We start from the raw sequence: 14552 nt of genomic DNA on the forward strand, positions 1-14552 counted from the left end.
ACCGGCGCCCACGAGTCACGCGCGGGATCTTCAGCCGAGCACCGCCATCGCCGCGTTGTGCCCGGGAATCCCGCTCACCCCGCCGCCGCGAACCGCGCCCGCCCCGCACAGCAACACCCGCTCGTGCCGGGTCTCGACGCCCCACGTCCCCGCCGTCTCGTCGTCGCCGTACGGCCACGACAGGTCGCGGTGGAAGATGTGCCCGCGCGGCAAGCCCAGCTCCGCCTCCAGATCCAGCGGCGTTTTGGCTTCGATACACGGGTTTCCGTCGCCGTCGAGCAGCAGGCAGTCCGAGATCGGCTCCGCGAGCACGCTGTCCAGCGACGCCACCGTGGCGTGCAACGCCTCCGCCCGCGCACCGTCGTTGTCCGCTTCGAACAGCCGGGCCGGCATGTGCAGGCCGAACAACGTCAGCGTCTGCACCCCGGCCGCTCGTTCAGCCGGACCGAGGATCGACGGATCAGTCAGCGAATGGCAGTAGATCTCGCACGGCGGCACCGTCGGGACCCGGCCTGCCGCGGCCTCCCGATGAGCAGTTTCCAGCTGGGCGAACGATTCGTTGACGTGGAAGGTCCCGCCGAACGCGGCACGCGGATCGACTGCCGCGTCACGCAACCGGGGCAACCGCCGCAGCACCATGTTCACCTTCAACTGGGCCCCCTCCGGCGACTCCGCGGGCTCCTCGCCGAGCAACCGGGCGAGCGTGCGCGGCGCGACATTCGCCAGCACGTGCCCGCCGGTCACCACGCGTTCCGTATCGCCTTCGCGGTAAAGAACTTCGCCGTCCGGCGTCACCGACCGCACCTCCGCGCCGGCGACCAGCCTCGCTCCAGCGCGACGGGCCGCGTCCGCGAGCGCATCGGTGACCGCGCCCATTCCGCCGACCGGAACGTCCCAGTCCCCGGTGCCGTTGCCGATGAGGTGGTAGAGCAGGCAGCGGTTCTGCCGAAGCTGCTCGTCGTCCGCGGAGGCGAAAGTGCCGATCAACGCATCAGTGAGCACAACCCCGCGCACGACGTCGTCCTCGAACGACCCGCGCAGCGTCTCCCCGACCGGACGCTCGAAAAACGTCTCCCATGCCTCGTCATCGCCAATCCGCCGACGCAGCTCAGCCCGCGCAGGCAACGGCTCAGTCAGTGAATCGAACGTCACCCCAGCCATCCGAGCCGCCGAAGCGTAAAACCGTTGCCAGGCAACATAATCCTTCGCCGACCCAGTAACCGCACGAAACGACGCCCCAGTCCGCTCGTCATCTCCCGTGTCGACAAGGAGACCCGTGTCGCCGACCGGCGTATAGGACGACATCCGCCGCCTCCGCAGCTGGATGTCCAGCCCCAGCTCAGCCACGATCCGCCTCGGCAGCAAGCTGACCAGATACGAATACCGCGACAGCCGAACATCCACACCAGGAAAAGCGCGGAACGACACCGCCGCGCCCCCGATCTCCGCACGTCGTTCCAGCACCAGCACCGACCGTCCGGCCCGGGCCAGATAGGCAGCGGCGACGAGCCCGTTGTGCCCGCCGCCGACGATCACCGCGTCGTAGTCCACCGCCGCGAGCCTAATGCTTGACCCGGAGCGCACTCCAGGTCTTAGCGTCGCCAACGACAAGATCCGGCGCAGAAGGAGCGACCATGACCGACGTCCCGACCCGGAACCTCGGCGGACTGACGGTTTCCGCACAGGGCTTGGGCTGCATGGGAATGAGCCACGGCTACGGCGCGACGGACGACGCGCAGTCGATCGAAACGCTGCACCACGCACTCGACCTCGGCGTGACTTTCCTTGACACGTCTGACTTCTACGGTTCCGGCCACAACGAGGAACTCATCGGCCGCGCGATCGCCGGCCGCCGCGACGAGGTAGTGCTGGCCACCAAATTCGGCATCGCGAGCCGTCTCGGCGAACCGACCCAGGTACGCGGCGACGCTGCCTACGTGCGCCAGGCCTGCGAAGCCTCCCTGCAGCGGCTCGGCGTCGACCACATTGACCTGTACTACCTGCACCGCGTCGACCCGGACGTGCCGATCGAGGAAACCGTCGGCGCGATGGCGGAGCTGGTGCAGGCCGGAAAGGTCCGGCACCTAGGGCTTTCCGAGGCGAGCGCGCAGACCGTCCGGCGCGCGCACGCGGTGCACCCGATCGCCGCGCTGGAGAGCGAATGGTCGCTGTGGACCCGCGATCTGGAAGCCGAAATCGCGCCGACCTGCCGCGAACTGGGCATCGGCATCGTCCCGTTCTCCCCGCTCGGCCGCGGCTTCCTGACCGGCCGCTACCGCTCCACCGAAACGATGGCGGACAACGACGTGCGGCGCTACCAGCCCCGTTTCGCCGACGGCAACCTCGACCGGAACCTCGCGATCGTGGCGAAACTGGAGGAGCTGGCCGCCGCGAAGGAGGTCACGACCGGACAGCTGGCGCTGGCCTGGGTGCAGGCGCGCGGCGAGGACGTCGTGCCGATCCCGGGCACGCGGCGGAAGCAGTACCTGGAGGAAAACCTCGCGGCCCTGACCGTCGATCTGACCGCCGACGACCTCGCCGCGATCGAGACCGTCGCCGCGCCGGAGAACTTCGCGGGCGAGCGCTACGACGCGGCACACCTCGCGTTCGTCAACCGCTGACTTCGAGGCGACGCTGGCCGCCCGCTGTCCGGCGTCGCCTCGGCGATCGGTTTTCCCGGCGGCGATCTGCATCTCGCTCGACGTCGGATTCGGGGACAACCTGGCCGGAGCCGACGCCGCCCGCCAACTCGCCCGATACTGCCCGCGGCGACGGGCTTGGTGCCGGGCAGCCGATCTCTTAGCGAGGCGAGACCCGGCCAGGCTTCACTCGCTGACCATGCGCTCCACCACGTCGAACGCCTCCGTCAGCCGCTCCCGGTGCGATTCCGCCAGCGCAGCCAGATCCTCCCCCGCCAGCCGACGCCGGATCGTCGCCACCGCCACCGTCCGGTAAGCCGCCACCACCAACGCGGCGGTCAGCGCCGCGTCCCCGGAAAACCGCGCGTCCGCGGCGAGTTCCCCGGCCAGCTCGGACTCCATCTCGTACCCGAACGCCCGCAGCCGCGCGATCAATGCGGGCGACTCCGCGACCGTCCGCATCAGCGGCCCGACGTCGCCGCCGATGCCGGACAGCACGTGCTGCTCCTCCGTCAACCGCAGCGCGAGCTGTCGAAGCGCCTCGACCACGCCGCCAGTCCGCGCCCGGACCGCCGACCGCACCAGTTCGATCGCCTCCGGCAAGCGGTCCAGCAGCAGGTCTTCCTTGCGCTCGAAGTGCGAGAACACCGTCACCTTGGACACCCCGGCCGCGGCGGCGACGTCGGCGATCGTGACCGCGTCGAACCCGCGCTCCAGGAACAGCCCGGTCGCGACCTCGGCGATCCGCGCCCGCGTCTTGGCCCCGCCCCGATCGCCGCGATTAGGCATGAGTTCACCCTCCCGTGCTGCCTTTATCCGGTAAGCTTACTCAGTAAGCACACTTGGTTAAGCCGTCGGACAAGGGTAAAGGGGAGAAGGTCATGGAGCGGACTGAGGTGATCGTCGCCGGGGCAGGACCCACCGGGTTGTTCCTCGCCGGGGAGCTCGCGCTGCGCGGGGTGGGAGTGACCGTGCTGGACCGGCTGGAGGAACCGGACCAGAACATCAAGGCCGGGTCGGTCAACGTCGCCAGCGCCGAACTGCTCGACCGGCGCGGCCTGCTGCCCGCGGCGGAGGCGGCGCAGCAGCGGTTCCTCGCGTCGGTCGGCAAATTCGGCCCGACTGTCGAGGCCGCCAAACGGGGCGGGCGGCGGTTCCTGGCCGCCGGGCACTTCGCCGGATTCCTGTTCGACAACGACCTGATCGATCAGAACGACCCCGTGCTCGCCGCGCACCGGGCGGTGTCGAACGGGCTCGGCGTGCCGCAGCAGGAAGTCGAGCAAATGCTCGCCGAACACTGCGCCCGGCTCGGCGTCGACCTCAGACGCGGCGTCGAAGTGCACGGCGTGCGCGCCTCCGACGAATCCGTGACGGTCGAAACGAGCGCGGGCGAGTTCACCGCGAGCTGGCTCGTCGCGGCCGACGGCGGGCGGAGCATCATCCGGAAGCAACTCGGCATCGAGTTCGACGGCACCGACCCGGAAATGACCGGCTACCAGGCCATCGCAGACTTCGAAGACGCGAGCGGCCTGCGTCCCGGCTGGACGTGGACACCGCGCGGCGTCTACGCGTACGGCCCGGTTCCCGGCCGCATCTTCCTCAGCCGGTTCCGGCAGCCGCCGGAGGATCGCGACGTTCCGGTGTCGGTCGAAGAGCTGCAGGAAGCCGTCCGCGACGTCACCGGGGTGCCGGTCACCATCACCGCAATCCGCGGCCGGGCCACGCGGTTCACCGACAACGCACGCCAGGCGCGGCGCTACCGGCAAGGCCGCGTGTTCCTGGCCGGCGACGCGGCGCACGTCCACTCCCCGCTCGGCGGACAGGGCCTGAACCTCGGCCTCGGCGACGCGGCGAACCTCGGCTGGAAACTCGCCGCGACCGTCCAGGGCTGGGCTCCGGCCGGACTGCTCGACACCTACGAAACCGAACGCCACCCGGTCGGCGCAGGCGTCCTCGACTGGACCCGCGCTCAGGTCGCGCTCCTGCGCGGAGACGGACGCACCGAGCAACTGCGCAAGATCGTCGGCGGCGAACTGCTCCGGGTGCCCGCCGCGATGAACCGGATCGTCGCGCTGTCGTCCGGAATCCTGCAGCGCTACGACGTGTCCGGCACTGCCGACAACACCGCCGAACCGGTCGGCTCGATCGCCGGGGACGTCGAACTGACGTCCGGCACCCGCCTCGCCGACCACGCGCACGACGGCCGGTTCGTGCTCGTCGACCGCTCCGCCGACGGCCGGTTCGCGGTGTCCGGCTTGGCCGACCGGCTCGCGTACGTCGCCGATCCGGCGGGTGAACCGAGCCTGCTCGTCCGGCCGGACGGGGTGATCGTGTGGGCGAGTTCCGGGAGCGACGACCAGAAACTCCTCGACGCCGCACTAGCGCGCTGGGCGGGGGCGAAATAAATGAGTTGCGCGGGTTCGAGGCGGGCGGCACAGTGAGCGGCGTCCGGCGGGTTGCCGTCGGCTGCCGGAAGAAAGGGAGGTGCGTCGTGGAGATTGTCCGGGCGCTGTCCTGCCCTCTTCCGCCCGCCCGCCTCGGCTAGAGCACGCGCTCGCCCGGTGGGCACCCTGATCTAGGAGAACCCACCAGTGCGCGAGCACGATTTCGACGAATTTGCCGACGCCTCCGACTTCACCGACCGCCGGATGCGCCGTCGCCCCAGCTACGACGACGGGCCTGCCCCGGCCCGCCGGGGACGGCTCACCGAAGCCGAGCGAGTCCGGCTTTCCCAGCTTCGCGAAGACGCCTACACCGAAACCGAATTGCCCGACGGCGCCGACCGATGGACCAACTGGGACGACGCCGACCAGGGTCCGCATCCGCGGCCGGACTGGGTGGTCACCGAACTCGCCGCGGTCGACACCGACCTCGGCGTGCTCAAGACCGGCAAAGAAGCGGATGTCCATCTGCTGCGCCGCAATCTTCCCGGCGAAGACGGCGTTTTGCTGGCAGCCAAGCGATACCGCTCAGACGAGCACAAGCTGTTCCACCGCGACGCGGGCTACCTCGAAGGGAGGCGGATGCGCCGGTCCCGCGAGATGCGGGCCATGGCCGGGCGCACCTCGTTCGGCCGCAACCTGATCGCCGAACAGTGGGCGGTGGCGGAGTTCGCCGTCCTCAGTCGCTTGTGGACGATCGGCGCGCCAGTGCCGTATCCGGTGCAGCGGCACGGCACCGAGATCCTGCTGGAATTCCTCGGCGAATCCGACGGCACCGCCGCGCCGCGGCTGGCGCAACTGCGGCCGGAACCGGACGAGCTGGCCGACCTGTGGGAGCAGGCCGTGTCCGCGCTGGAACTCCTGGCGGGACAAGGGCTCGCGCACGGCGACCTGTCCGCGTACAACCTCCTGGTGCACGAAGGTCACCTGATGGTGATCGACCTTCCCCAGGCGGTCGACGTGATCGCGAACCCGCGCGGCCGGGAATTCCTCGCCCGCGACGTCGCGAACCTCGCCGGCTGGTTCCGCGGCCGCGGACTGTCCGAACAGGTCACCGACACCGATGACCTGGTGCGGGAACTGGAAAACGCGGCCGGTCTCGGCTGAGCGGACGGGCGGGGCCGCGATGTGCCGCAGCGCACACCTGCGACCCCGCCCACAACCGCGCACCTGGGTGCGGGGCAACCGCTCTCTCTCAGGTACAGTGTGTCAAGACCGCAACGGCGGCGTGGATGAGTTGGTGTCCGTCGCCTCCACAGTCCGCAGAAGGACTCGCGGCCATCCGAAGCAATTTCCGTCGGTGTGCCACGCCATGGCTCGGCGCACCGGGTCCGTCCCTGTGAACGCCCATCGCCACACCATCTTGCCCTGCCTGCGCGCGGGCAGCCCGGGCCTCCTTGCGACGTGCCACGTCCGAGAGGCATTTGTGACGATCACGTACGACTCCGGCCAGTCCGCCCGCTCCCGAGCGGGCCGCCCCGAGCGCAAGCCGCGGCACCGGCCGGCCGGTGGAGACGTTCTCCACGACGACACGGTGGAGACCCCCGCCGTGAAGACCTTCGCCCAGCTGGGCCTGCCCGAGCCGCTGCTGCGGGCGCTCGCCGAGGCGGGCATCGACTCGCCGTTCCCGATCCAGTCCGCGACCATCCCGGACGCGCTGGCCGGCCGCGACGTGCTGGGCCGCGCCCAGACCGGTTCCGGCAAGACGCTGGCCTTCGGCCTGGCCATCCTGGCCCGGCTCGACGGCGGCAAGGCCCGCCCGAAGCGCCCCCGCGCGCTCGTGCTGGTCCCGACCCGCGAGCTGGCCATGCAGGTGGCCGACTCGCTGACCCCGCTGGCCAAGTCGCTCGGCCTGTGGTGCCGCACCGCGGTCGGCGGCATGTCCTTCGGCCGCCAGGCCGAATCGCTCGCCCGCGGCGTCGACCTGCTGATCGCCACCCCGGGCCGGCTGTCGGACCACGTCCGCCAGGGCACCGCCTCGCTCGGCGACTGCAACTTCATCGCGCTCGACGAGGCCGACCAGATGGCCGACATGGGCTTCATGCCGCAGGTCCGCGAGATCATGGACCTGACCCCTCCCGGCGGGCAGCGGCTGCTGTTCTCCGCGACGCTCGACGGCGACGTCGACAAGCTGGTCCGGCAGTACCTGGCCGACCCGGTTACGCACTCGGTCGCGCCGTCGACGGCGAGCGTCACCACCATGGACCACCACCTGTTCCAGGTGTCGCACTCCGACAAGCAGGACATCATCACCCGGATCGGCGCCCGCGAGGGCCGCACGATCATGTTCGTGCGCACCAAGCACCACGTGGACCGGCTCACCGAGCGGCTGCGAGAGAGCGGCGTGCACGCGGTGGCCCTGCACGGCGGCAAGACCCAGGGCCAGCGCAACCGCGTCCTCTCCGACTTCAAGGAAGGCCACGCGGCGGTCCTGGTGGCCACCGACGTCGCCGCGCGCGGCATCCACGTGGACGACATCTCGCTGGTGCTGCACGTCGACCCGGCCGCGGACCACAAGGACTACCTGCACCGCGCGGGCCGCACCGCCCGGGCGGGCGCGTCCGGCATCGTCGTCACCCTGGTGACGCACGACCAGCGGCGCACCGTCCGCAGGATGACCGACCGGGCCGGCGTGCGCGCCGAGACCACGATGATCCGCACCCACGACGAGGACCTGTCGCGCATCACCGGCGCCCGCGAACCGAGCGGCGAGCCGGTCGTGGAGCGTCGCCGGGAGTCCCCGCGCCGCTCCGGCGGCCGAGGCTTCGGCGGCGGCGACCGAGGCGGCTTCCGCGGCCCGCGCGAGGGCGGCGGCTACCGCGGCTCCCGCGACGGCGGCCGCGGCGGCTACGGCTCCCGAGAAGACCGTGGCGGCTACGGCTCGCGTGACGACCGCGGTGGTTCCCGCGAAGGCGGCTACAACCGTGGCTCGTACGAGGGCCGCGGCTCGCGCGACGGCGGCTACGCCCGCGAGGGCGGTCGCGAAGGCGGCTACTCGCGCGAAGGTGGTCGCGAGGGCGGCTACGCCCGCGAAGGCGGCTACGGCTCCCGTGAAAACCACGGCGGCGGCGGTTACAGCCGCAGCCGAAAGCAGTCCCGCGCCGGCGGCGGCTTCGGCCGCCCGAGCCGCGGCCCGCGCCGCGGACACGACGCCTGAGTGACGTCTGAACGCTGAGAACGGCCCCGCTTCGGCGGGGCCGTTCTTCGTTTCCGGCAGGCTCCGGGCACCGGGCCGGTTCGCGCACCGCAACGGCCCGGCTCGCTGCCAGCCTCGCGCCAGTCACCGCACCCCGGATCGCGCCCGGCTCAGCCGCCGTTGCCGGACGGGGCCTCGCCCACCGCAGCTGTCGTCGCCTAAAGGCATCACGCGCGGCGCGACAGTCGCTGCGCAACACCAGCGCGCTTGCCCCAGCGGCCGTCGCCGAACACGCCACGCTCGCCCGGACAGCCGCCTCCGAACAGCATCTCGTCCAGCGCAGCCAGTCGCTGCCAAGCAATGCCTCGCCTGCCGCAGCAGTCACAACCGGACACGATCTCGACCGGCGCACCAGCCGTCGCCGAACAACGCCTCGCCCGGCCGACCACGCTCCACCAGCCAGCCATAAGCCACAGCGGTGACCACCGAGCCAGACCGCGCCAGCACAGCAATCGCCGCCAAACACCATCACGCCAGGCGGACCACGCTCGACCAACCAGCTACACCCGAAATCCAGCGGCCGGTACCAAGCAGGACCTCGCCCAGCACCGCAGTCGCCACCGAACAACACCTCGCCCGGCCAACGACGCTCCACCAGCCAGCCATCAGCCGCAGTGGCCGCTACTGAGCAAGCCCCGCCCAGCGCACCAGCCGTCGCCGAACAGCGCCACCCCCGGCCGACCACGCTCCACCAACCAGCCACACCCGAAGCCGCCGAACCAACCTGGTTTCCGTTGCCCCGCCCCGCTTCCCGCCATCGCCGAGGCGGGGGTGGCAAACGCGCTACCCGGCCGGATGCGACACTGCCTGGGTGACTGACACTCCGCCGCTGCCGCCTGAGAACGTCTTCGACTGGACTGAAACCGAAGGCCAGCGGCGCGCGGAAGCCGGTCTCTCCCGGCGGTTGACTCCGCGTCCGGCGCAGCACGCCGTGCTCGACCTCGCGGGCGACGACTACCTCGGCCTCGCCCGGGACAAGCGCGTCGCCGGGGCAGCCGCCGCGGCCGCGTTGCGCTGGGGCGCCGGGGCGACCGGATCGCGCCTGGTCACCGGGTCCACCGAACTCCACGCGGAGCTCGAACACGAGCTCGCCCGGTTCTGCGGAGCCCAAGCGGCGCTGGTGTTCTCCTCCGGATTCACCGCGAACCTCGGCGCGGTGACGGCCCTCTCCGGGGCCGAATCGGCGATCGTCACCGACAAGTACGTCCACGCGTCGCTGGTCGAAGGCTGCCGGCTGTCCCGCGCGGACATCGCGGCCGTCGAGCACTCGACCCCGTCGGCGATCAAGCACGCGTTGGCCACGCGCCGCAAACCGCGCGCGATTGTGGTCACCGATTCGGTGTTCTCCGCCGACGGCGAACTCGCGCCGCTGGGCGAACTCGCCGAAATCTGCCGTACGCACAGTGCCGCGCTGGTGGTCAACGACGCGCACGGCTTCGGCGTCCTCGGCGAAGGCGGCCGGGGCGCGGTGCACGCTGCGGGGCTGTCGTCCGCGCCGGACGTCGTCACCACGCTGACACTCTCCAATGCCCTTGGCGCGCAAGGCGGCGCCGTCGTCGGTCCGCGCCGGGTGATCCGGCATCTCGTCGACACCGCGCGCAGCTTCATCTTCGACACCGCCCTCGCCCCGGCCAGCGCCGCCGCCGCGTTGACCGCGTTGCAGGTGCTCAAATCCGAACCGGAGCTGCCGGCGAAGGTCATCGAGAACGCCGCAAACCTGGCGATGGGGCTGAAGAACGCTGGCGTGCCGGTCGAACTGCCGGAAGCCGGGATTGTCGCCGTGCAGACGCCGTCGCCGCAAGCCGCTGCCGCGTGGGCGGAAGCCTGTGCGGAGCAAGGAATCCAGGTCGGCTGCGCCCGTCCGCCCGCGGTGCCGGACGGCGTTTCCCGGCTGCGTCTCACCGCCCGTGCGGACCTGTCGGAGGCGGACGTCGACCGCGCGGTGAAGGTGATCTCGGCGACCGCTCCCCGCGGCTGACCGCAGCGGCCCATGGTGCTGCGCGGGAACCCCTCGGCGACGAACCCGAACAGCGCATAAAGCCCCTGCGGATCCAGCACGTGCTCCTCGACGGCACCGTTACTGCGCCGGGCCAATCGCGACCAGGCAGACACCCAGGCCTCGCGACTAACCCGGACGACGCATGGTGATGTGCGGAATCCCGTCCTCAAGGTATTCCGCACCCTCAGCCACAAACCCGAACCGCGCGTAGAGCCCCTGCGCATACGTCTGCGCGTCCAGCACGAACTCGCCCTCCGCACCGTCCAACGCCGCAGCCATCAACTGCGCCGCCAACCCCTGGCCCCGCGCCGACTTCGCCGTCACCACGCGGCCGATCCGCCCACCGCCAGGCTCGGCCAGCACTCGCAGGTACGCGAGGATCTCCGTGTCGGAAGCCAGCCACAGGTGCTGCGTCTCCGGAAGCAGATCGCGCCCGTCGATGTCGGCGTACACGCAGTCTTGTTCCACCACGAACACCTCCGACCGCAGCCGGAGAATCTCGTACAGGTCGGCAGCGGCGAGGTCGGGCCCAGCGGCGCGGTGCAGAGTCGTCACACCACCCTGCTTAACACAGCTCAGCCGAAAAGCCGCGCCTGGGATTGCGCCGCGATGTCGTCCGAGAACTGCGAAACCCGCGTGTACACCCCGGGCTTGCCCGGCTTTCCGCAGCCGTCGCCGAAGGACACGATGCCGACCAGGGTGTCGCCCTCGACCAGTGGGCCGCCGGAGTCTCCCTGGCACGCGTCCTGGCCGCCCTGCGGATACCCGGCGCACACCATGCTCGCGGGGTCGTAGGTGTCGTAGGCCGTCTTGCAGGTGGAGTCGCTGACCACCGGCACCTGGGCGCTGCGCAGCACGTCCGACCGCTCGCCCCCTTCGGAAAGCCGTCCCCAGCCGAGCACGGTCGCCTGCGTGCCTTCCGCGTACAGCGACTGGTCGCTCTTGCCCGCGAGCTTCGCCGCGCGGTAAGGCAGCCGTCCGCGCACAGTCAGGACCGCGATGTCGTCGCCCTTGGTCGGGTCGCTGTAGTCCGGGTTCACCCAGACCCGCGAGACGCCGAGTTCCACGCCGTCGTCGCCGCGTTTGTCCTGGCGGCCCGCGACCACGTGGACCGACGACTTCGGCAGGGCTTTCGCGCAGTGCGCGGCGGTCGCGACCGCGGACGGGCTCACGATCACCGCGCCGCAGAACTGCGAACCGCTCTGGTCGGTGAGGTACACCGCGTACGGATGGTCGGCCAGCGAGGCTTCGCTGCCGCCGACGATCCGCGGCTGCGCGTGCGAGCCGGGGTCGGAAGGCGTCGACGCCCAGGCCGAGCCGACCGGGACCGCGATCCCGGCGGCGAGCAGCGTCCCCGCCGCGAGCAGGACCGGACGACGGAACTTCGCGGGCATGGGCTTTCCCTTCATCGGCACTACGACAGCACAGCCTGGACGCGCTCAGGAATCAACTGACTCCGGCGCGTGCACACACGGCCGCGATTACCCTAAACGGGCCAAGCCCAAAACGGTGTCACTGGAACGGGTGGACTCTCTATACACCGGGCGCATTCGCTTAGGTGGAGTCATGCGACGGATAACAGCCGCGACGGCCAGCGCGCTGACAGTCTTCTTGCTGGCCGGATGTGCCACGAGCACCCCGGCGGCTCCCCCGCCGAGCCCGTTGAGCGCGCCGTCGGCACCGGCCAGTCCGACACTTCCGGCAACTCGGACAGCGACGAGCGCGCCCGCCGTCACCTGGCAGGTGGGTGCTCGTCCGCTGCCGCTGCGCCCGGACGGTTTCGGCGAGATCCAGCCGACTCCACCTGAACTGGTGAACCGCTCGCTGCCGACTCGGGACTTCCTTCCGCCGCCGACGAGCACGACGTACACCGCGAAGATCGCCGACGTCCCCGACACCGTGCTCAAGCGCAGCACCTGGCAGGCCGCGTGCCCGGTGTCGTCGGCCGACCTCCGCTACGTCACGCTTTCCTTCTGGGGCTTCGACCATCGCGCGCACACCGGCGAGCTGCTGGTCAACAAGGACGGTGCCTCGGCGGTGGTGAAAGCGTTCAGCGAGCTGTACGCGCAGCAGTTCCCCATCGAGGAAATGCGCATCACCTCCCCCGCCGAACTCAACGCGCCGCCAACCGGGGACGGCAACAACACCAGCGCGTTCGTCTGCCGTCCGATGCGCGGGCAGAAGAACTGGTCCGCGCACGCGTACGGGCTCGCGGTGGACGTCAATCCGTTCTGCAACCCCTACACCAAGGACGACCTCGTCGTCCCGGAGCTGGCGTCCGCCTACCTGGACCGCGCGAACGTGCGGCCGGGGATGGTCACCGCCGACGGGCCGATCGTGCGCGCGTTCGCCGGAGCGGGCTGGCAGTGGGGCGGGGCGTGGAAGTCGCCGGTCGACCGGATGCATTTCACAGCCAACGGCGAGTGATCCGGGAACACCGGGGCGGGGCGCCGGGGTTGACTAGGCTGGCAGCAGACCGCTTTCGGGAAGGACCGCCGTGCCGCACTACGACCTGGTGATCATCGGGACCGGATCGGGAAACTCGATCCTCGGGCCGGAGTTCGCCGACCTCCGGACGGCCATCGTCGAGAAGGGCGTGTTCGGCGGGACCTGCCTGAACGTCGGCTGCATCCCGACGAAGATGTTCGTCTACGCCGCCGACGTCGCCGCGACGCCCGCGGGCAGCTCGCGCTTCGGCGTGGACGAGGAGCTCACCGCGGTGCGCTGGCCGGACATCCGGGACCGGATCTTCGGCCGGATCGACCCGATCGCCGAGGGCGGCGCACAGTACCGCGAGAACCACGAAGACAACCGCAACGTCGACGTCTACCGCGGCGAGGGCCGGTTCACCGGCATGAAGGAGCTGCGCGTCAGCTTCGCCGACGGCCGCACCGACGAGGTCGTCACCGCGGACCGGTTCGTGCTCGCCGCGGGCGGGCGGCCGGTGATCCCGGACGTGCCGGGGCTGGCCGAAACCGGCTACTACACCTCCGACACGATCATGCGGCTCGACGCGCTGCCGGAGCGGATCGTCATCCTCGGCGGCGGCTACATCGCGGCGGAATTCGCGCACGTTTTCGCGTCGTTCGGCGTCGCGGTCACGATGGTGAACCGCTCCGGCGCCCTGCTGCGGCAGGAGGACGCGGACGTCAGCGCCCGGTTCACCGAACTGGCTTCGCAACGGTTCGACGTCCGGCTGGACCGCAAGACGGTTCGCGCGCGCCGCACGGACAACGGCGTCGCGCTGGATCTCGAAGGCCCGCAGGGAGCGGAGACCGTCGAGGCCGACCTGATCCTGGTCGCCACCGGCCGCAAGCCGAACTCGGACCTGCTCGACGTGGGCGCCACCGGCGTCGCCACCACCGCGCGCGGGCACGTCGTGGTGGACGACTACCAGCAGACGTCCGTCGAAGGCATCTACGCGCTCGGGGACATCTCGTCGCCGCTGGAGCTGAAGCACGTCGCGAACCACGAAGCCCGGGTGGTGCAACACAATCTGGCGCACCCGGACGACCGGATCAAGGCCGACCACCGCTTCGTGCCGCACGCGGTGTTCACTTCGCCGCAGGTCGCGTCGGTCGGGCTGACCGAGGAGCAGGCGGCCGAGCGCGGACTGTCCTTTGTGGTCTCGAAGCAGGACTACGCTGGCATCGCCTACGGCTGGGCGATGGAGGACACCACCGGTTTCGCGAAGCTGCTCGCCGATCCGGCGACCGGGCAGCTGCTGGGCGCGCACATCATCGGCCCGCAGGCGTCGACGGTGATCCAGCCGCTGATCCAGGCGATGAGCTTCGGCCTCGACGCGCGGTCGATGGCGCGCGGGCAGTACTGGATCCACCCGGCGATGCCGGAACTGGTGGAGAACGCGCTGCTGAACCTGCCGCTCGACTGACCCCGGGGATACCCAGAGTTGATCTCGCGGGGAGGCGATTCCCGAATCGGGTAACAAGGATGTCGCGTTGTTAGTGTTCTCGCGGAGGTGCGGGGACTGACATGACCGACATGATCGCCGGGGGATTCGTTGTGGCCGCGAAAGATTTGGCCGCTCGCTGGAGCGAAGTCACGGATCTCGAGCTGATGTTCGCCGCGCGGCGGGCGGAGCTCGGGACGACGGCCGCGACGCTGACGTTGCTGGAGGAGCTTCGGGCGATGCCGTCCGAACGGGCCGCGGAATGCCTCGCGGTCGCGGTGGCCGCGCTCGACGACGTCCGGCGCACGGGCCAGCTTCCCGGGCCGGTGCTGGAAGACGCGGCGCTAGCGAGTTAGGCGGCTGTCCG

General features: G+C 70.7%; 12 protein-coding genes. 8 read left to right on the forward strand and 4 right to left on the reverse strand.

Features of this window, described 5'->3' with window-relative positions; all coding sequences use genetic code 11:
* Window positions 1–30: 30 nt before the first annotated feature.
* Window positions 31–1551 (reverse strand): phytoene desaturase family protein, encoded by a 1521-nt coding sequence (locus ACWDNU_RS07765; RefSeq protein WP_449668211.1) that lies wholly within the window; start codon window positions 1549–1551, stop codon window positions 31–33.
* 83 nt (window positions 1552–1634) lie between these two features.
* Between ACWDNU_RS07765 and ACWDNU_RS07770 the strand changes: the two genes are divergently transcribed.
* Window positions 1635–2621: an aldo/keto reductase gene (locus tag ACWDNU_RS07770; RefSeq protein WP_449668212.1), complete on the forward strand. Its 987-nt coding sequence runs from the start codon at window positions 1635–1637 to the stop codon at window positions 2619–2621.
* Between the two features lie 204 nt (window positions 2622–2825).
* On the opposite strand, the gene ACWDNU_RS07775 is transcribed toward ACWDNU_RS07770, so the two are convergent.
* Complete coding sequence (locus tag ACWDNU_RS07775; protein ID WP_370939336.1) at window positions 2826–3428, reverse strand: TetR/AcrR family transcriptional regulator; 603 nt, start codon at window positions 3426–3428, stop codon at window positions 2826–2828.
* Window positions 3429–3520: 92 nt separating this feature from the next.
* Here ACWDNU_RS07775 and ACWDNU_RS07780 point away from each other — a divergent pair, with 92 nt between their 5' ends.
* From ACWDNU_RS07780 to ACWDNU_RS07795, 4 genes are all read left to right on the forward strand, one after another.
* Window positions 3521–5044 carry an FAD-dependent oxidoreductase gene (locus ACWDNU_RS07780; protein ID WP_449668213.1) on the forward strand — a complete coding sequence of 508 codons (1524 nt, stop codon included), beginning with the start codon at window positions 3521–3523 and terminating at the stop codon, window positions 5042–5044.
* Between the two features lie 186 nt (window positions 5045–5230).
* Window positions 5231–6187 carry a serine protein kinase RIO gene (locus ACWDNU_RS07785; RefSeq protein WP_449668214.1) on the forward strand — a complete coding sequence of 319 codons (957 nt, stop codon included), beginning with the start codon at window positions 5231–5233 and terminating at the stop codon, window positions 6185–6187.
* A gap of 319 nt (window positions 6188–6506) precedes the next feature.
* Window positions 6507–8237, forward strand: coding sequence for a DEAD/DEAH box helicase (locus ACWDNU_RS07790; RefSeq protein ID WP_449668215.1), 1731 nt, complete (start codon window positions 6507–6509; stop codon window positions 8235–8237).
* A gap of 850 nt (window positions 8238–9087) precedes the next feature.
* Window positions 9088–10254, forward strand: a complete 1167-nt coding sequence (locus ACWDNU_RS07795; protein WP_449668216.1) for an 8-amino-7-oxononanoate synthase — start codon at window positions 9088–9090, stop codon at window positions 10252–10254.
* Between the two features lie 147 nt (window positions 10255–10401).
* Here ACWDNU_RS07795 and ACWDNU_RS07800 read toward each other — a convergent pair whose 3' ends face one another.
* The gene (locus ACWDNU_RS07800) at window positions 10402–10830 is read right to left on the reverse strand and encodes a GNAT family N-acetyltransferase (RefSeq protein ID WP_370939341.1); all 429 of its coding nucleotides are present in this window, start codon (window positions 10828–10830) and stop codon (window positions 10402–10404) included.
* Window positions 10831–10850: 20 nt separating this feature from the next.
* Entirely contained in the window at window positions 10851–11669 is an 819-nt protein-coding gene (locus ACWDNU_RS07805; RefSeq protein WP_370939342.1) for a S1 family peptidase, read from the reverse strand.
* A gap of 172 nt (window positions 11670–11841) precedes the next feature.
* Here ACWDNU_RS07805 and ACWDNU_RS07810 point away from each other — a divergent pair, with 172 nt between their 5' ends.
* From ACWDNU_RS07810 to ACWDNU_RS07820, 3 genes are all read left to right on the forward strand, one after another.
* Window positions 11842–12702: a M15 family metallopeptidase gene (locus ACWDNU_RS07810; protein ID WP_449668217.1), complete on the forward strand. Its 861-nt coding sequence runs from the start codon at window positions 11842–11844 to the stop codon at window positions 12700–12702.
* 70 nt (window positions 12703–12772) lie between these two features.
* Window positions 12773–14167, forward strand: a complete 1395-nt coding sequence (locus tag ACWDNU_RS07815) for a mycothione reductase (RefSeq protein ID WP_449668218.1) — start codon at window positions 12773–12775, stop codon at window positions 14165–14167.
* 101 nt (window positions 14168–14268) lie between these two features.
* Window positions 14269–14541 carry a hypothetical protein gene (locus ACWDNU_RS07820; RefSeq protein ID WP_370939345.1) on the forward strand — a complete coding sequence of 91 codons (273 nt, stop codon included), beginning with the start codon at window positions 14269–14271 and terminating at the stop codon, window positions 14539–14541.
* The last annotated feature ends 11 nt before the right edge of the window (window positions 14542–14552 follow it).

This window comes from Amycolatopsis sp. NPDC003676 (genome assembly GCF_053587275.1).